Annotated in this window: 15 protein-coding genes; 12 read left to right on the forward strand and 3 right to left on the reverse strand. The window is 63.2% G+C overall.

Features of this window, described 5'->3' with window-relative positions; all coding sequences use genetic code 11:
* Positions 1–44: 44 nt before the first annotated feature.
* The 9 genes from AC0L2R_RS04150 (at position 45) to AC0L2R_RS04190 (ending at position 11,120) form a co-directional block, all read left to right on the forward strand.
* The gene (locus AC0L2R_RS04150; RefSeq protein WP_473507821.1) at positions 45–2,030 is read left to right on the forward strand and encodes a CocE/NonD family hydrolase; all 1,986 of its coding nucleotides are present in this window, start codon (positions 45–47) and stop codon (positions 2,028–2,030) included.
* Between the two features lie 156 nt (positions 2,031–2,186).
* Complete coding sequence (locus AC0L2R_RS04155; RefSeq protein ID WP_473507822.1) at positions 2,187–3,776, forward strand: ABC transporter substrate-binding protein; 1,590 nt, start codon at positions 2,187–2,189, stop codon at positions 3,774–3,776.
* Between the two features lie 16 nt (positions 3,777–3,792).
* Positions 3,793–4,752 carry an ABC transporter permease gene (locus AC0L2R_RS04160; protein ID WP_023796836.1) on the forward strand — a complete coding sequence of 320 codons (960 nt, stop codon included), beginning with the start codon at positions 3,793–3,795 and terminating at the stop codon, positions 4,750–4,752.
* A gap of 11 nt (positions 4,753–4,763) precedes the next feature.
* Positions 4,764–5,588 carry an ABC transporter permease gene (locus AC0L2R_RS04165; protein WP_128244537.1) on the forward strand — a complete coding sequence of 275 codons (825 nt, stop codon included), beginning with the start codon at positions 4,764–4,766 and terminating at the stop codon, positions 5,586–5,588.
* Complete coding sequence (locus AC0L2R_RS04170; RefSeq protein ID WP_473507823.1) at positions 5,588–7,240, forward strand: ABC transporter ATP-binding protein; 1,653 nt, start codon at positions 5,588–5,590, stop codon at positions 7,238–7,240. The genes AC0L2R_RS04165 and AC0L2R_RS04170 overlap by 1 nt, the downstream gene beginning before the upstream one ends.
* An 8-nt stretch (positions 7,241–7,248) precedes the next feature.
* A complete protein-coding gene (locus tag AC0L2R_RS04175; RefSeq protein WP_473507824.1) occupies positions 7,249–8,088 on the forward strand; it encodes an alkaline phosphatase family protein in 840 nt (279 codons plus the stop codon).
* Positions 8,089–8,414: 326 nt separating this feature from the next.
* Positions 8,415–8,981 (forward strand): sigma-70 family RNA polymerase sigma factor, encoded by a 567-nt coding sequence (locus AC0L2R_RS04180; RefSeq protein WP_473507825.1) that lies wholly within the window; start codon positions 8,415–8,417, stop codon positions 8,979–8,981.
* A complete protein-coding gene (locus AC0L2R_RS04185; protein ID WP_023796841.1) occupies positions 8,978–9,643 on the forward strand; it encodes a hypothetical protein in 666 nt (221 codons plus the stop codon). Before AC0L2R_RS04180 ends, AC0L2R_RS04185 begins: the two co-directional genes overlap by 4 nt.
* Complete coding sequence (locus AC0L2R_RS04190; protein ID WP_473507826.1) at positions 9,633–11,120, forward strand: S8 family serine peptidase; 1,488 nt, start codon at positions 9,633–9,635, stop codon at positions 11,118–11,120. Before AC0L2R_RS04185 ends, AC0L2R_RS04190 begins: the two co-directional genes overlap by 11 nt.
* Before the next feature lie 161 nt (positions 11,121–11,281).
* Here AC0L2R_RS04190 and AC0L2R_RS04195 read toward each other — a convergent pair whose 3' ends face one another.
* The 3 genes from AC0L2R_RS04195 to AC0L2R_RS04205 all read right to left on the reverse strand — a co-directional run bounded on the left by AC0L2R_RS04195 (position 11,282) and on the right by AC0L2R_RS04205 (position 13,854).
* Entirely contained in the window at positions 11,282–11,746 is a 465-nt protein-coding gene (locus AC0L2R_RS04195; RefSeq protein WP_473507827.1) for an imm11 family protein, read from the reverse strand.
* Between the two features lie 311 nt (positions 11,747–12,057).
* On the reverse strand, positions 12,058–12,480 hold the full coding sequence (locus AC0L2R_RS04200) for a GFA family protein (RefSeq protein ID WP_031254029.1): 423 nt from the start codon (positions 12,478–12,480) through the stop codon (positions 12,058–12,060).
* A gap of 351 nt (positions 12,481–12,831) precedes the next feature.
* A complete protein-coding gene (locus tag AC0L2R_RS04205) occupies positions 12,832–13,854 on the reverse strand; it encodes a substrate-binding domain-containing protein (RefSeq protein ID WP_473507828.1) in 1,023 nt (340 codons plus the stop codon).
* A 361-nt stretch (positions 13,855–14,215) separates the two neighbouring features.
* Between AC0L2R_RS04205 and AC0L2R_RS04210 the strand changes: the two genes are divergently transcribed.
* The 3 genes from AC0L2R_RS04210 (at position 14,216) to AC0L2R_RS04220 (ending at position 17,971) form a co-directional block, all read left to right on the forward strand.
* On the forward strand, positions 14,216–15,571 hold the full coding sequence (locus tag AC0L2R_RS04210; protein ID WP_091592647.1) for an ABC transporter substrate-binding protein: 1,356 nt from the start codon (positions 14,216–14,218) through the stop codon (positions 15,569–15,571).
* A 230-nt stretch (positions 15,572–15,801) separates the two neighbouring features.
* The gene (locus tag AC0L2R_RS04215) at positions 15,802–16,815 is read left to right on the forward strand and encodes a carbohydrate ABC transporter permease (RefSeq protein ID WP_023796848.1); all 1,014 of its coding nucleotides are present in this window, start codon (positions 15,802–15,804) and stop codon (positions 16,813–16,815) included.
* 1 nt (position 16,816) lies between these two features.
* On the forward strand, positions 16,817–17,971 hold the full coding sequence (locus tag AC0L2R_RS04220) for a carbohydrate ABC transporter permease (protein WP_473507829.1): 1,155 nt from the start codon (positions 16,817–16,819) through the stop codon (positions 17,969–17,971).
* The last annotated feature ends 2 nt before the right edge of the window (positions 17,972–17,973 follow it).

A 17,973-nucleotide genomic window follows, 5' to 3' on the forward strand; every position in this document is an offset into this window, starting at 1 on the left:
ACGTCCCACGGGCTCCATCATTTGGCCGTCCTGGAGTCGCCCGCATGAAAACCGTCACTGAATTTCCCCGCAAGGTCGTCGAGTTTCCGGACATGGGCATCGTCATGCCGGATGGCTGCCGGCTGTCGGCGCGGGTGTGGATGCCGGCCGATGCCGCCGACGATCCGGTGCCGGCGATCCTCGAGCACCTGCCCTACCGCAAGCGCGACGGCACGATCTTTCGCGATCAGCTGACGCATCCCTATTTCGCCGGCTATGGCTATGCATCGATCCGCGTCGACATGCGCGGCAATGGCGATTCCGAAGGGCTGATGGACGGCGAATATTCCGAGCAGGAATTGCAGGACGCCTGCGATGTGATCGCCTGGGCGGCCGCCCAGCCCTGGTGCAACGGCAATGTCGGCATGATGGGCATCTCCTGGGGCGGCTTCAACTGCCTGCAGGTTGCAGCCAAGCAGCCGCCGGCGTTGAAGGCAGTCATCAGCCTGTGCTCGACCGTCGACCGCTATGCCGACGACATCCACTACAAGGGCGGCTGCCTGCTGATCGAGAATTTCGGCTGGGCCTCGACCATGCTGTCCTATTCGTCGCGGCCACCGGACCCGCTGCTGGCCGGCGACAACAGATGGCGCGACCTATGGCTGACCCGGCTGGAGAACCAGCCCTTCCTGGCGCCGCTGTGGCTGAGACACCAGCACCGCGACGCCTATTGGAAGCGCGGTTCGATCTGCGAGGACTATTCCGCCATCCAAGCCGCCGTGCTGTCGATCGGCGGCTGGCATGACGGCTATCGCAATACGATTTCCTACCTCGCGGCCAATATCGAGGCGCCGGTCAAGGGCATCGTCGGCCCGTGGATCCACAAGTACCCGCATTACGCCGCACCGAAACCAGCGATCGGCTTCCTGCAGGAGGCCTTGCGCTGGTGGGACCGCTGGTTGAAAGGCATCGACACCGGCGTCGAGGCCGACCCGGCCTACCGCGCCTATGTGATGGACAGCGTGCGCCCCGCGCGTTGGCATCCCGAGCGGCCCGGCCGCTGGGTTGCCGAAGCAGACTGGCCATCGCCCAACATCAAGGCTGAGGCGATCGAACTGATCCCGGAAGGCGCCAGGCCTGCAATCGTGGCTTCGCCACAAAGCTGCGGCCTCGCCGGCGGCGAATATTTCCCCTTCACCTTCGGGCCGGAACTGCCCGGCGACCAGCGCCCCGACGATGCGCTGTCGGTGTGTTTCGACCAGCCCCCGCTCGGCGAGGCGATCGACATTGTCGGCGCGCCGGAGGTTTTGATCCAGGTCGCCTCGGATCGACCGCAGGCGAACATCGCGGTGCGGCTGTGCGACGTGCATCCTGACGGCGCATCCGAATTGATCTCCTACGGCGTGCTCAACCTGACGCACCGCAACTCGCATGAATTCCCCGAGGCGCTGGTGCCGGAAGAGACCGTTTTGGCGCGGGTGGTGCTCGACCAATGCGCCTATCGCGTGCCATCAGGCCATCGCCTGCGTATTGCCGTTTCGAACGCCTACTGGCCGATGATCTGGCCATCGCCGGAACCGGTTCGGCTCGACCTGTCGGCGGCTACGCTGAAGCTGCCGCTGCGTCCGCCGGCGCAAGGCGACGAAGTCACGTTCCCTACGTCCGAGGCAGCCGTGCCCTGGGCAACCGAAACGGTCCGTGCCGCCAATTCCGAGCGTCATGTTGATCGCGACGAGAAGACCGGAATCGTCACGCTTTCCATTGTCGACGATTTCGGCGAGGTGCGCGACCTGGAGCATGGCCTCGCCAATGGCAGCGTCGCCCGCGAGACATGGGCGATCCATCCTGACAATCCGCTGTCAGCGTCGGGCAAGACGCACTGGACGCAGACGCTGTCGCGAAATGGATGGTCGGTGCGCACCGAAACGTCAGCCGAAATGCGGTCCGACGCGCAAAGCTTCATGGTTAGCGCCAGAATCGAAGCCTATGAAGGCGAGGAACTGGTTTTCGAGCGCAATTTCGAAGAGAAAATCCCGCGCGCGCTGCTTTGAGCGCTTACGCGGGTTGGTCCAATTGCGACGTACGATTTACGCCACGGCATGTCGCATTCGGTCTTGCTTACGGCGTTCCCTTGCGGTCATTATTCTCCTCACAAGAAATGATAAAGAACGACCACAAGGTCGAACCAACAGAGTGAGGAACTCAACATGTCAAACGAACTGGAATTTCTCAGCCGGCGCGTCGCGTCCGGCAAACTGAGCCGTCGTGATTTTCTCGGCCGGGCAGCAGCGCTCGGCGTCACCGCGACCTTCGCCAACTCGCTGCTTTCGAGTGCGGCGCGCGCCGCGGGTCCGGTCAAGGGGGGCACGCTGAAGGCCGGCTTGGTCGGCGGCGAGTCCACCAACAGCCTCGATCCGGCCCTGTTCATGACGCAGGTGCCGTTCGCCTTCGGCAAGATGTGGGGCGAACTGATCGTCGAGCTTTCCCCGGAAGGCACGCTCGAGAACCGCATCGCCGAGGAGATCGGCTCGTCTGACGACGCCAAGGTCTGGACGCTGAAGATTCGCGACGGCGTCGAATTCCATAACGGCAAGACGGTAACCGCCGAGGACGTCGCCGCCACACTCGAACGCCATTCGGACGAGAAGTCGAAGTCGGGCGCGCTCGGCTACATGAAAGGCATCGAGAGCATCAAGGCCAGCGGCAAGGAAGTCGTGCTGACGCTGGAGGAAGCCAATGCCGACCTGCCCTATCTGCTTAGCGATTACCATTTGATCATCCAGCCCAATGGCGGCAAGGACAAGGCCGACGCCGGCATCTCGGCCGGACCCTACAAGATCACCACCAACGAGCCCGGCGTGCGCCATGGCGGCGAGCGGTTCGCCAATTACTGGCAGGCCGACAAGATGGGCCATGCCGACCAGATCGAGATCATCGTCATCAACGACGCCACGGCGCGCACTTCGGCCTTGCAGGGCGGCCAGGTCAACATGATCAACCGCGTCGAGCCGAAGATCGTCGACCTGATCAAGCGGCTGCCCGGCGTCACCATCCGCAACCATGCGGGTCCTGGCCACTACGTCTTCATCATGCATTGCAACACGGCGCCGTTCGACAACAACGATTTGCGCATGGCGCTGAAGCTGGCGATCGACCGCGAGGAGATGCTCGACAAGATCCTCAGAGGCTATGGCTCGCTCGGCAACGACTTCCCGATCAACTCGGCCTATCCGCTGTTTTCCGAGGACATCGAGCAGCGCAAATACGATCCCGACAAGGCGAAGTTTCATTTCAAGAAGTCGGGCCATGACGGCGCCGTCCTGCTCAGGACATCGGACGTCGCCTTCCCCGGCGCCGTCGATGCCGCGCAGCTGTTCCAGCAAAGCGCGGCCAAGGCCGGCATCACGCTGGAGATCAAGCGCGAGCCGGGCGACGGCTACTGGTCGGAAGTATGGAACAAGCAGCCCTTCTGCGCCTCCTACTGGGGCGGACGCTCGACGCAGGACCAGATGTACTCGACTGCGTACCTGTCGACGGCCGACTGGAACGACACGCGTTTCAAGCGTCCCGAGTTCGACAAGATGGTGCTGGCGGCGCGTGCCGAGCTCGACGAAGCCAAGCGCAAGGCGATGTATCGCGACATGGCGATGCTCGTCCGCGACGAAGGTGGCCTGATCCTGCCGATGTTCAATCAGTTCATCGACGCGACGGGCGCCAAGGTCGCCGGCTGGGTCGACGATCCGCATCAGGAGCTGATGAACGGGTACGCTCTGGCAAAGTGCTGGCTCGAAGCCTGAGCCCGGCCTTGCGGATATGTCCTCACCCATCGTGAAACTGGTGGCCCAGCGCATTGCGCTGGGCATCCTCCTGCTCTTGGCCGTATCGGTCCTGATCTTCGCCGGCACCCAGATCCTGCCCGGCGACGTCGCGCAAGCCATCCTCGGACAGTCGGCGACACCGGAGTCGCTTGCCAATCTGCGCGAGCAGCTCGGCCTCAACGATCCGGCCTTTATCCGCTATTTCCGCTGGCTCGGCGGCGTCGTGACCGGTGATCTCGGCACCGCCATGTCCAGCGGGCAGGATATTGCGACGTCGATCAAGGGGCGGTTGTGGAACACGCTGTTCCTCGCCTTCTGGGCGGCGGTCGTTGCCGTGCCGCTGGCGATCATCCTCGGCCTGATTGCGGTGCGTTACCGCAATGGCTGGGTCGACAAGCTGATCTCCGGACTGGCGCTTGCCTCGACCTCGTTTCCCGAATTCTTCATCGGCTATGTGCTCGTCTATTTCTTTGCCGTGAAATACCAGATCTTCCCCGGCATCTCGACGGTCTATGACGGGATGCCGTTCGGCGAGCGCATGCAGGCGATCATGCTGCCGGCGGCGGCACTGACGCTGGTGGTGCTCGCCCACATGATGCGCATGACGCGCGCCGCGATCCTCAATGTCATGCAATCGGCTTATGTCGAGACGGCGGAGCTCAAGGGTCTTTCGGCATTCGCCGTCATTCGCAGGCATGCCTTCCCCAATGCGATTGCGCCGATCATCAACGTCGTCATGCTCAACCTCGCCTATCTGATCGTCGGCGTCGTCGTTGTCGAAGTGATCTTCGTCTATCCGGGCATGGGGCAGTATCTCGTCGACCACGTCACCAAGCGTGACGTACCGGTGGTGCAGGCGGTCGGCCTGATCTTCGCCGCGGTTTATATCAGCCTGAACATCATTGCGGACATAGCGGCGATCGTCGCCAATCCGCGTCTCAGACATCCGAAGTGAGGGGCGGCGCTGTGCTCGACATAAAACGCATCCCCATCCCTGCGCTGATCGGCCTGGTGCTGACGGCATTGTTCGTGCTGGCGGCGATCTTCGCGCCCTGGATCGCGCCTTACGGCAATGGCGAGATCGTCGGCGACGTCTGGGCACCGATGTCGGCGACACATTTGCTGGGCACCGACAATCTCGGCCGCGACCTTCTTTCGCGCATGATCTACGGCGCCCGCGTCACGCTGTTCATCGCGGTGCTGGCCACCGCGCTGTCCTTCTCGCTCGGCGCCATCCTTGGCTTCTCGGCGGCGGTTTTCGGCGGCTGGTTCGACACGCTTATGTCGCGCCTTGTCGATCTCCTGATGTCTATCCCGACGCTGATCATGGGCCTCGTCGTGCTCTCCGTGCTGCCAACCAATCTGGTGACGCTGATCCTTGTCATGGGCATCCTCGACTCGACCCGCGTCTACCGCCTGTCGCGGGCGGTCGCCGTCGACATCAACGTCATGGATTTCGTCGAGGCGGCCAAGCTGCGCGGCGAAGGCAGCGTGTGGATCATCTTCCGCGAGATCCTGCCCAATGCGTTGTCGCCGCTGGTTTCGGAACTCGGCCTGCGCTTCATCTATGCCGTGCTGTTCCTGTCGACGCTGTCCTTCCTCGGCCTCGGCGTGCAGCCGCCTAGCGCCGACTGGGGCGGCATGGTCAAGGAAAACAAGGACGGCATCGTCTTTGGCATCGCGGCGGCGCTCATCCCTGCGGCGGCGATCGCCATGCTGGCGATTTCCGTCAACCTTGTCGCCGACTGGGTGCTCAACCGCACGACGAGCCTGAAGGGAGGACGCGGGTAATGGCTGACCAGCGAGCAAAGTCCGTGCTGCTCGATGTCCGCAATCTGCGCATCGAGGCCACCGTGTTCCCGCCGGGCGAGGCACCGAAGAACATCGTGCTGGTCCACGACGTCTCGCTGACGCTCGAGAAGGGCAAGGTGCTCGGCCTGATCGGCGAGTCCGGCGCCGGCAAGTCGACCATCGGCCTGGCGTCGATGGGCTATGGCCGCGGCGGCGTGCGGATCACCGGCGGCGAAGTCATCCTCAATGGCCGCGACATCCTCAAAGGCGGCAAGGAGGGCTTTCGCAAGCTGCGCGGCCGCGAGGTCTGCTATGTCGCGCAATCGGCTGCCGCCGCCTTCAACCCGGCGCACAGGCTGATGGACCAGGTCGTCGAGGCGACGCTGCTGCATGGCACGGCGACACGGGCCGCGGCCGAAAAGCGCGCCATCGCGCTGTTCAAGAAGCTCAGCCTGCCGAACCCCGAAAGCATCGGCGAACGGTTTCCGCACCAGGTGTCAGGCGGCCAGCTGCAGCGCGTGATGACTGCGATGGCGCTGTGCTCCGAGCCCGACCTGATCGTCTTCGACGAGCCGACCACGGCGCTCGACGTGACGACGCAGATCGACGTGCTGGCGGCGATCAAGGACGCCATCCGCGACACGCATGTCGCGGCGCTGTACATCACTCATGACCTTGCCGTGGTCGCCCAGGTCTCGGACGAGATCATGGTGCTGCGCCATGGCCGGCTGGTCGAATGGGGCGGCACCCGCCAGATCATCAAGGAGCCGCGCCAGGAATACACCAATGCGCTGGTGTCAGTGCACGAGATCGAGCACCAGGAGCAAAGGCCCGGCACGACGCCGTTCCTGTCGGTCAAGAACATCACCGCCGCCTATGGCCGCAGCCATATCAAGGTGCTGAAGAACGTCTCGGTTCACATCTATCCTGGCCAGACGCTGGCGGTGGTCGGCGAGTCCGGCTCGGGCAAGTCGACGCTGGCGCGCGCCATCACCGGCCTTCTGCCGCCCGAACAAGGCACCGTCACCTTCGACGGGCGGCCGCTCGCCAACCGGCTTGCCGATCGGCCCAAGGAGGATCTGCGCCAGTTGCAGATGATCTACCAGATGGCCGACGTGGCGATGAACCCGCGCCAGACCGTCGGCACCATCATCGGCCGGCCGCTCGAATTCTATTTTGGTTTGCGCGGCCGCGAGCGCGACAAGCGCGTCGCCGAGCTGCTCGACAAGATCGAGATGGGCAAGGGTTTCATCGACCGCTACCCGGCCGAGCTTTCCGGCGGCCAGAAGCAGCGTGTCTGCATCGCCCGTTCGCTTGCCGCCAAGCCGAAGCTGATCATCTGCGACGAGGTGACCTCGGCGCTCGACCCGCTGGTCGCCAACGGCATCCTGAAGCTGCTGCTCGAGCTGCAGAAGGAGGAAAACGTCGCCTATTTGTTCATCACCCACGACCTCGCGACGGTGAAGTCGATCGCCGATTCGATCGCGGTGATGTATCGCGGCGAGGTGGTGCGCTATGGCGCCAAGAGCCAGGTGCTGGCGCCGCCGTTCGATGCCTATACCGACCTTCTCTTGTCCTCAGTCCCCGAAATGGAGATCGGCTGGCTGGAAAAGGCGATCAAGGGACGGCGCATGGCCAGCGCGGGCAATTAGACACACCGGTGGCGCTGAAGACAAAACTTCTGCTGATCATCCTCGACGGCGTGCCTTACCGCAACTGGCGCCGGCTGATGGGCAACCTCGAAGGCTGGGTGCAATCGGGCGAAGCGCGCGTCTGGAAGATGCGTTCCGTGCTGCCGTCGACCTCTGCCTGCTGCTATGCCTCGATCCACACCGGCGTAGCGCCGCAGGTGCATGGCATCTTGACCAACGAGAACCGCTTCCGCGTCGAGCAGCCGGATATCTTCTCCGAGGTCAGCAGGGCCGGCGGCAAGACAGGTGCGGTCACCCATTCCTACTGGTCCGAATTCTTCCGGGCCTATCCGTTCGATCTGGTCGAGGACATGGAGTTCGACGAGCCGGGCGGGCCGATCACCCATGGCCGGTTCCACACCATGACCGGCTACAATGCCCGCAACCAGATGACGCCGAGCGACGTCGACCTGTTCGCGACGCTGACCATGCTGACCAGACGCCACGGCATCGACTACGGCATCCTGCACACCTGCACGCTGGACTCGATGGGCCACCGCTTCGGCCATGACTGCCATGAGATGGACCATGCCGTCTATGCGATGGACGGCATGCTCGCCGCCTTCCTGCCGCGCTGGCGGAAAGCCGGCTACGAGGTCATCGTGACCGCCGATCACGGCCAGACCGATCGCGGCCATCATGGCGGCCATGACGACGAGATGCAGGATTTTGCTCTGTATTATTTCGGACAGGGCAACGGGCCGGAGGCCGACACGCTGCTAGACCAGCTGCAGCTTGCGCCGACGGTGCTTGCGCGCCTTGGCGTCCCGGTGCCCGCGACAATGAAGGCCAGGCCGTTCCTCGACTGAGCGCGCGTCTTCCCTTCTCCCCCTTGTGGGAGAAGGTGGATTGTCGCGAAGCGGCAAGACGGATGAGGGGTGTTGGAAGAAACTCGGCGTGAAAATATTGAGGGATTTGAAGCGCTTATTTCTTCGGTGTAGCGATCCGTCCAGCACCCCTCATCCGACCGAGCTTCGCTCGGCCACCTTCTCCCACAGGGGGAGAAGGGAAGAACCTCCCTCTGGCAACACTGCCGCTCTTCGGCTAGCTTTCAGGGAATTCTGGGCGGAAAGCGGTGAACCTTTTTGGGCCGATCAGCGACAGAGCAGACAGGAGCCAGGCGGCTCGATCGGCCATGACGGCAGCGACGGAAACCGATCGTGCGCTTGTCGGCCGGGTCGCGAAGGGCGACCGCGCCGCCGTGCGGCTCCTGTTCATGCGCCACCACGCGCGGGTCTACCGTTTCGTGGTGCGCCAGACGGGATCGGAAATGATGGCCGACGATATCGCCAACGAGGTGTTTCTCGAACTCTGGCGCCAGGCGCCCGGCTTCGAGGGGCGCTCGGAAGTCTCGACATGGCTGCTCGGCATCGCCCGCTTCAAGGCGCTGTCGTCGTTGCGCAAGAAAAAGGAAGACTGGATCGACGACGATGACGCCGCCCAGATCGCCGACGGCGCCGATACGCCGGAAGTCGTCACCATGAAGGAAGACAAGGGCGCCGCGTTGCGGCGCTTCATCGATGCCTTGCCGGAAGAACACCGAACGGTGATCGACCTTGCCTATTACCACGGACAGTCGGTGACCGAGATCGGCGAGGTGCTCGGCATCCCGGTCGCCACCGTCAAGACCAGGATGTTCTACGCCCGCAAGAAACTCGGCGAGGCCCTCAAGGCCGCCGGTTACGACAGGGGGTGGCCATGAGCGCCGCTGAAAAGATGTCGCGTCGCGATGAAATGGAAACGCTGCTGCCGTTCTATCTGAACGGCTCGCTTGAAGGTGCGGAGCTCGAAGCCGTCGAGGAATGGCTGGCGACCGACCCGGCAGCGCTTGCCGCACTCGGCGAGGCCGAAGCCGAATTCTCCGGCACCGCTGCATCCAATGAAGCGATCCGTCCGCCGGCCGATGCGCTCAGCCGCTTCGCCCGGGCGCTCGACGCCGAGGCCGGTCCAGCCCGCGCGCCGGCGGCGTCCTGGCTGGCGCAAGCGTGGGGCCGCTTCACGGCAGTTCCCGCCGGCGTCGCCTGGGCTGCGGCCGCGGCTCTGCTGGCGCTTGTTGTGGTGCAGTCGTTTGAGCAGCCTGGCGGCATCGACAGCGATTTCGAAATTGCCGGCCAGCAAGGCGATCTTGCGAAAATGCCGTTCGCGCTGGTCACGTTCAAGCCGGATGCGAAGATGGCCGACATTGTCGCTTTTCTTGGCGAGCACCAGCTGAAGATTGCCGCCGGCCCAACCGCCGAAGGTGTCTTCCGTCTTGGCATCCCGGCCGCGACCGCAGCCGACTATGAAAAAGTGCTCGGCCTGATTGCCGCCCAGCCTTTCGCGGAGGCTGTGGTCGAGGGAAGGAAACCGGTCGATGGCGGCTAGGGCGGTCATCCGATTTGCGGCGCTGCTCGTGGCGGCGATGATAATCGGCGCTGTGCCGGCCTTGGCGCAGACCAATGATCCGAACCTTACGCAGACTGAAATCGACTGCCTCAACCGAGGGGCGACGGCGGCCGACTGCATCAAGCGCGACACAAAGGATGGCAGCGGCGAAAGGCCCGGCGCAGGTCCTGCCGCGACAAATGCGGTGCTTCTTCCCGCGCTGATCGTCGACCTGTTCCCCAATCCGATCGGCGGCGGCCAAGCGCCGCTGCCGACGCCCGATCCGCGCCGCGATCCGGCCAGCGGTGCGTTGCCGCCGCCGGTCCCGCCTGCCGGTGCGACAGCGATACAAGCCGCTGCGGCGGGCGGCCCGATCGTTTCGCCCAGCGATCTCGTCGCGGCCGAGCCGCCGCGCGCCGTCGTCGGTGATTTCGTGCCGGACGAGGTGCTGGTGACGGTGGAGGGCGATGCCGTCCAGCAGATCGCCGCCTCCTTTCGCCTCGAGGTGCGCTCGCAGCGCCAGTCTCAGTTGCTCGGCTCCACGCTGGTGCGCTTCGGCATTCCCGATGGCCGCCCGCTCGGCGTCGTGCTGGCGCAGCTTGCCGCCGACGGCCGTACTTTGCGGCGCGAGCCCAACCATATCTACTCGCTGCAGCAGGCAGCCACCATCGTCAACTATGCCTTCGAGCGCATTGCGCTCGATGCGAAAGGGGCGAGCGGCGAGAACGTGCGGATTGCCGTCGTCGACACCGCCATCGACGACACCAACCCGGCTCTAAGCGGCGTCATCGCCGATCAGTTCGACGCCATGCCCGACGTGCCGATCGAGGCGCGCGATCACGGCACCTCGATCGACGGCCTGATCGCCGGCGTCGGCGCGCTCAAAGGCATGGCGCCGGGCGCCAGGATCTACCACGCCCGCGCCTTCGAGGGCGGCAAATCGACGATGGACGTCATCCTTGCGGCGCTCGACTGGGCGGCGGAGCAGGACGTCCGCATCATCAATATGAGCTTCGTCGGCCCGAAGAACGACCTGCTCGGCGTCGCCTGCCGCAATGCTCGCGCCTTGGGCATCGTGCTGGTCGCCGCCGCCGGCAACAACGGACCGAAGGCGCCCTACGGCTATCCGGCCGCCTTCGACGGCGTCATCGCGGTGACCGCCACCGATGCCAAGGACGGGCTGATGCAGCAGGCCAATCGCGGCGCCTACGTCTTCCTCTCCGCTCCCGGCGTCGAGATGGTGGCGCCGAGCGGTGCCGGTTCGGATGTCGTCACCGGCACCTCGTTTGCCGCAGCGATCGTCACCGGCGCGATCGCCAATCTGCTGCATACCGCACCCGACCGTTCCGCCGACTGGGTCGAGAAAGCGCTGGCCGCCACGGCAAGGGATCTCGGCCCCAAGGGACGAGACAATGATTTCGGCTATGGTCTGCTGGATATCGAGGCCGCAGAGGCGGCCGAGGCGGCGAAAGAATAGGTCCAAAGCTTAAACGCTTCTGCTTTTGTGTATGCCGTTCTCCGGAAGCCGCTGCATGATTTTCGGCAACAGATATTGGGGTCAAAACTCAATCAGCCGGTTGCCGCAAATGACCGAGATGGGTGGAGTGCGGCCTTGCGCTATGTCGTCTCCATCGCGTGTTAGCCGATGCCTCTGACACCGGCCTCTGACATTGCCAGCTTGAAGGTTTCTGACACGAAAGGAAGATCAAACCCGCTCATGCGCGGGTCGATCCAGACGTTGCGCCCGCCGACCCGCTGCAGATTGACGACATAGGAACCACCGGGTCTGTTCATCCAGAGTCCCGACTTTTCGCGGAACTCATGCGTCGGTTGCTCTCTATCCATGCCGTCGATGCGGTTGCATGGGTAAAACCAGAAATAGGGGGCGGCATGGCTGCCGTCCTTCCACAGCAGCTCGACTGGAACGAATTGATGCAGGACGGGCTCCAGTTTCTCGACCACCTCACGGAATTTGCCACTGACGAAGAAGGAGTTGTGCATCATCAAGTCCGCCGGCATGATCTTCCCCCCTCCCACCTTTATCTTCGTGGGCAGGTGGGTGGGATCGATCGGGACGCCCTGGTAGGTGGCCGATTTGTCCACCCACGTTTCATCTTCCAGCCTCGCCGAATTCGTGACCGGATGGAATTCTAACCCGGCCGGGAACACCTTCCGGCGATCGCCATCGACTGGATCGCCGCGACGTCCGAAGTCCGCGCCCTGGTCGGCGCCGGCGATTTCGGAATAGTTAGTAATTGCTGGCAAGCAAGGTTAGCAACTGCTGGTAATCGTCGGAAGGTCCGCAACCGGGTCGAACTCGGTCGCTCAGAGTGATTGAGTTTGACCACTAGGCCGGTGCGCCGGCGACCGATCCCCTGACCACCAGATCGACCGGCCAGGCTTCGCCGCGGGCGTCAGATATCAGGCGAGTACTCTTGTATCAGACTTGCCTGGAAGCGCTCGACCTCTTCCGCAAGAGTTACCCAATGATGTTGATATCGCTCGAAGATCGACACGGTTGGGGCCGGGAAGTTTGGATCGGCCAATGCGCCAACGGCTACGCCGATCATCGTAGGCAGAGCATCAGGCTTCCAATAGACTGTCGAACCACAGGTCGGGCAAAAATACATGCGTACATTGCGGCCGCTATCGGCAACGCGAATGAACTCCCTTGCAGCTCCCGAAATCGCGACGGTATCAGTCGCATAGAACGCGTTGACGCTGAATGATGTACCGGTTCGCCGTTGGCAAGCTAAACAATGACACGCGGCAACCAATTTTGTTGGCTCTCGCATCATAAGTCTGAGTGCGCCGCATACGCATTGGGCATCGGCCACGAAGAATCCTCCGTCTTTCTCGGTGAAACAACTTTGCGGTGTAGGGGTGAGGCGCAGTTCGAACCGCTGTTGCAGACAGGCAACGCGTAGGACGTGACCCTATCGAGGATCGGGATGCGCAACGCCAACAATGATGCGGCTCACGGAAGCTGTCAACCGCAGCGCATTTCCCGGGCCTTTCTGATGCGTCTCTCGACTACACGGCGATCGCGGTCGATCAGTTCCAGTTCGACCAGGCGAGGCAGATAGCGGGAAGATCGACGCCGTCGCGCGCATTCGCGAGCGACCTTGTCATACTCCCGCAAGACCGCGCAGGTCCCAAAGGGTCGAACTCAGTCGATCGAGTGATCCTTAGCCAGGTGCGCCGGCGACCGATCCCCTGATGACCAGGTCGACCGGCCAGACTTCGCCGCGGGCGCCCTCCTCCGATCCGGAAATCCGCGCCGCCAGCCGCTCGGCGATACGAGCGCCGGCCAGGCGGATCGACGAACGCGTCGTCGACAACGGCACCGAAAAATTCTCCGGCTTCAGCCAGGGGAAGACGTCGTCGTGGGCGATCAGCGACAGGTCGCCCGGAATGGTCAGGCCGAGATCGCGCACCGCGCGCACGACGCCGAGCGCCATGATCAGGCTGGAGCAGGCGATCGCGGTCGGCGCATCGCTGCGCTCGAGCAACCGTCTGGCGGCGCGGTAGCCGTTCTCCTCGGTCATGGCGAGGGAACAGACATCGCCTTCGCCAAGCGCCAGACCGCTTGCCGCCAGCGCTCGGCGCGCACCACGCTCGCGGTGAATGGCGAAGGTCTCGCGGCCGTCGCCGTTGATCAGCGCCAGCCGCCGGTGACCGAGCTGGACGAGCAACCGTGCCGCCTCGTGGAAGGCGCCCTCATTGTCGATGTCGGTGAAAGGGTAATCGAAATCGAGCCCTTCACTGCGGCCATGGACGATAAAGGGGATGCCGAGCGTGCTGACCAGCGCCACCCGCCGGTCGGCCGGCCTCGGCGAGGAGATGTAGACGGCGTCGACCTGCCGGTTGGCGACGATGCGCCGATAGGTCGTCTCCTGATCGTCGGCATCGGCGGGGGACAGCACCAGGTCGAGTTCGTGCGAACGGGCGTAGTCGCCGAGACCGGAGAGGAATTCGACGAAATGCGGGTCGATGTCGACGGCCGCCCCGGTCGGCAAGACATAACCGATCATCCCGGTCTTGCCGGTAGCCAGCCGACGCGCGCTCGGGTTGGGGCGATAGCCGTGGCGCTTGGCGGCGTCGATCACCCGCCGGCGCGTTTCCTCGTTGACTTCCGGGTAGCCGTTCAGCGCGCGGCTTACCGTGGTCTGCGAAAGCGCCAGCATGTGGGAAAGCTGTTTGAGGTTCACCGGAGGCCTCCAAGCCTCAAAGCGCTTTAACTATGGGTCGCTCGCGCCACGGCGGCAAGCGCTTCCGATGCGAAGATCATAAGCACCCTTTCTAACCGGTTTGAAGCAAAATTTGCTGTTGCAGCGCCCAAAATGGTGCTGCAACGCACTTTGTTTGCTCTTGCGGCCGTGAAATTAAATCGATTAGTTTACCAACCTCTTGACTTCTGATTAATTCAGTGGCGTGATTGCAAAGACCAAAGCGCTTTGGAAGACTCTTCGAAAGGTTGCGGTTCCCTTCCGAGTGAGTCACAGTCCTGCTGCGTCGGCGGACGGAATGGAGGTTCCGTCCGGTGTCTGTCACCACTGGGAGGGAATACCAATGAGGAAAATGCTTCTGCTGAGCGCCGCCTTTGTCGCGCTCGCCCTGGGCGCACCGGCGCAAGCCGAACTGAAGTTCAAGCCGGGCGAAGACCCCCGCTTCAACTGGGCGAATTACGAAGAGCTCAAGAAAGTCGACCTCAAGGGCGAGACGCTGTCGATCTTCGGGCCATGGCGCGGCGAGGACGAGGGCCTCATCCGCACCGTTCTCGACTATTTCTCGGAAGCCACCGGCGCCGAGGTCAAATACTCCTCGTCGGAAAATTACGAACAGCAGATCGTCATCGACACGCAGGCCGGCAGCCCGCCCAACATCGCCGTGCTGCCCCAGCCGGGCCTGATCCAGGACCTGGCGTCCAAGGGCCTGCTGACGCCGCTCGGCGACGACACCGCCAACTGGATCAAGGACAATTACGGCGCCGGCCAGTCATGGGTCGATCTCGGCACCTTCAAGGACAAAGATGGCAAGCCGGGCTTTTTCGCCTTTCCCTACAAAGCCGACGTGAAATCGCTGGTCTGGTACTCGCCGGACAATTTCGAGGAAGCCGACTACGAGGTGCCGAAGACGCAGGAAGAGCTCGCCGAGCTCGAAAAGCAGATCATCGCCGACGGCGGCACGCCATGGTGCATCGGGCTCGGTTCTGGCGGCGCCACCGGCTGGCCGGCGACCGACTGGGTCGAGGACATCATGCTGCGCACCCAGACGCCCGAGACCTACGACAAGTGGGTGAAGAACGAGATTCCGTTCAACGACCCCGCGGTGGTCAACGCCATCGACATTTTCGGCAAGATCGCGACCGACGACAAGATGGTCGACGGCGGCGCCAAGGCGGTGGCGGCGACCGATTTTCGCGATAGCCCGAAAGGCCTGTTCTCGGTGCCGCCGAAATGCTATCTGCACCACCAGGCGTCGTTCATCCCGACCTTCTTCCCGGAAGGCACCGAGATCGGCCAGGACGCCGACTTCTTCTACTTTCCAGCTTACGCTGCCAAGCCCGACCTCGGTACCCCGGTGCTCGGCGCCGGCACGCTGGCCATGATCACCAAGGATAGCAAGAGTGCCCGCGCGTTCATCGAATTCCTGAAGATGCCGCTCGCCCATGAGATCTGGATGGCCCAGGGCGGCTTTGTGACGCCGTTCAAGTCGGTCAACAAGGACGCCTATGCCAGCGACGCGCTGAAGAAGCAGGGCGAAATCCTCGCCGAAGCCTCGACCTTCCGCTTCGACGGGTCCGACCTGATGCCGGGCAAGATCGGCGCCGGCGCCTTCTGGACCGGCATGATCGATCTCGTCGGCGGCAAGTCCGCCCAGGATGTCGCCACCGATATCCAGAAGAGCTGGGACGCGATCAAGTAGGCGGTCCCGGCTGGACGTCCGATCCTGCATGGATCCGGGCCTCGATGGCCCGGTTCCGAACGGCGGCCCGCACAGCAGCAATTTTTATGAGCACATTCCGGCATGACGCGCGACCAGCAAGTGCAAAACCCTGCCTTGCATCCGGTCGCGTTCCAAATAACTGAATCGGCCTGTGATCGCATCGCCAAAGTCATTCCCGACTGGCGGATCATGCGCAGAGGGAGGGACCCGTGGCGGCTCAGATTTTCTCGGCCATATTCGTCATCGTCGTCGGCGTCGGCGGCTGCGTCGCCTATTTCTGGGGCGCCAACAAACTGGTGGACATCATCTTCCCGTCACGCGGCGTTGCAGGTGCGGCGGCCATCGACAATCTGCGCCGGCAGGGGATGATCCGGCCGTGGCTGTTCGTCGGCCCGGCCATGATCATCCTCACCATCTACCTGATCTACCCGGTCGTGGAGACGCTGAGGCTGTCGTTCCTCGATCGCGGTGGCGCCAATTTCGTCGGCTTCGCCAATTATGAATGGGCGTTCGGCGACCGCGAATTCCGCACCTCCATCCTCAACAACATCATCTGGCTGGCGGTCGTGCCTGCCGCCTGCACCTTCCTCGGGCTGATCATCGCCGTCCTCACCGACAAGATCTGGTGGGGCACCATCGCCAAGAGCCTCATCTTCCTGCCGCTGGCCATCTCGTTCGTCGGCGCCAGCGTCATCTGGAAGTTCATCTACGAGTATCGTGGTGCTGGCCAGACGCAGATCGGCCTGCTCAACGCCATCATCCAATATTTCGGCGGCCAGCCGCAGGTCTGGATATCGCTGCCGTTCTGGAACAATTTCTTCCTGATGATCATCCTGATCTGGATCCAGACCGGCTTTGCCATGGTCATCCTGTCCTCTGCCTTGCGGGGCATTCCCGAGGAGACGCTGGAGGCGGCCGTCATCGACGGCGCCAATCCGTTCCAGATCTTCTGGAAGATCATGGTGCCGCAGATCTGGGGAACGATCGCCGTCGTCTGGACCACCATCACCATCCTGGTGCTGAAGGTTTTCGACATCGTGCTGACGATGACCAACGGCCAATGGAACAGCCAGGTGCTGGCCAATCTGATGTTCGACTGGATGTTCCGCGGCGGCGGCGATTTCGGCCGTGGCGCCACCATCGCCATCATCATCATGATCGCGGTCATTCCGATCATGATCTGGAACATCCGCCAGGCCAACAAAGAGACGGGAGGACATTGAGATGGCCGTCTCGACCGGAAAGTCCTTTGCCAGCCGTTTCGGCGTCCATATCGCGGTCTTCCTCTTCGTCGCGATCTGGACGATCCCGACGCTCGGCATTCTTGTCTCGTCGCTGCGCGACAAGGACCAGATCATCGCCTCGGGCTGGTGGAACTCGTTCGCCAGTTCCACGCAGACGGAAGCGGGGCGGCTGCCACCCGCCTCGGCGCAAGTCGAGAAGGACGGCAAGTTCGTCCTCGAGGGCAACATCTTCGGCTATGATCCGGCCCGCGACATCAGCGCCTTTGGCGTCAAGTCGTCGGCGCCGACGCAATATCCCGCCGGCACGACAGCCGATCTCGGCGACGGCGAGACCTTGCAGCTCAACCCCGACGGCAGTTTCGTCATGACCTCGACCAAGCCGTTCGAGGGCGAGCGTGGCCAGCGCGTCTACTACGCCTCGTCGGCGCCACCGAAATTCACCACCGACAATTACAATACGGTGCTGTTTTCGGAGGGCATCGGCCGCTCCTTCATGAATTCGCTGACCGTCACCATTCCGGCGACGGTCATCCCGATCCTGATCGCGGCGTTCGCGGCCTATGCGCTGGCCTGGATGCGCTTTCCCGGCCGGGCGTTGCTCATCGCGGTGATCATCGGGCTCCTGGTCGTGCCGCTGCAGATGTCGCTGATCCCGCTGCTGAAACTTTACAACGGCGTCGGCAGCTTCTTCGGCGTGCCGTCGAAAACCTATCTCGGCATCTGGCTGGCGCATACCGGCTTCGGCCTGCCCTTCGCCATCTATCTCTTGAGAAGCTACATTGCCGGCCTGCCGCGCGAAATCATGGAATCGGCGCGCATCGACGGCGCCAGCGATTTCGAGATCTTCGTCAAGATCGTGCTGCCGCTGTCGTTCCCGGTGCTGGCCTCCTTCGCCATCTTTCAGTTCCTGTGGGTGTGGAACGATCTGCTGGTCGCGATGGTTTTCCTCGGCACCGAGGGCGACCAGATCGTGCTGACCGCCAAGCTCAACGCGCTGCTTGGCTCGCGCGGCGGCGACTGGGAGATCCTGACGACATCGGCCTTCATCACCATTGTCGTGCCGCTGATCGTGTTCTTCTCGCTGCAGCGCTATTTCGTCCGCGGGCTGCTCGCCGGCTCGGTGAAGGGAGGTTGAGA

It is taken from the genome of Mesorhizobium sp. WSM4820 (assembly GCF_055811075.1).

Excerpts from the sequence above, each read along its gene's own strand:
- AC0L2R_RS04220 (WP_473507829.1), top strand. The coding sequence starts at position 16,817 with ATGGCCGTCTCGACCGGAAAGTCCTTTGCCAGCCGTTTCGGCGTCCAT.
- AC0L2R_RS04170 (WP_473507823.1), top strand. The coding sequence starts at position 5,588 with ATGGCTGACCAGCGAGCAAAGTCCGTGCTGCTCGATGTCCGCAATCTG.
- AC0L2R_RS04160 (WP_023796836.1), top strand. The coding sequence starts at position 3,793 with ATGTCCTCACCCATCGTGAAACTGGTGGCCCAGCGCATTGCGCTGGGC.
- AC0L2R_RS04190 (WP_473507826.1), top strand. The coding sequence starts at position 9,633 with ATGGCGGCTAGGGCGGTCATCCGATTTGCGGCGCTGCTCGTGGCGGCG.
- AC0L2R_RS04185 (WP_023796841.1), top strand. The coding sequence starts at position 8,978 with ATGAGCGCCGCTGAAAAGATGTCGCGTCGCGATGAAATGGAAACGCTG.
- AC0L2R_RS04150 (WP_473507821.1), top strand. The coding sequence starts at position 45 with ATGAAAACCGTCACTGAATTTCCCCGCAAGGTCGTCGAGTTTCCGGAC.
- AC0L2R_RS04155 (WP_473507822.1), top strand. The coding sequence starts at position 2,187 with ATGTCAAACGAACTGGAATTTCTCAGCCGGCGCGTCGCGTCCGGCAAA.
- AC0L2R_RS04210 (WP_091592647.1), top strand. The coding sequence starts at position 14,216 with ATGAGGAAAATGCTTCTGCTGAGCGCCGCCTTTGTCGCGCTCGCCCTG.
- AC0L2R_RS04180 (WP_473507825.1), top strand. The coding sequence starts at position 8,415 with ATGACGGCAGCGACGGAAACCGATCGTGCGCTTGTCGGCCGGGTCGCG.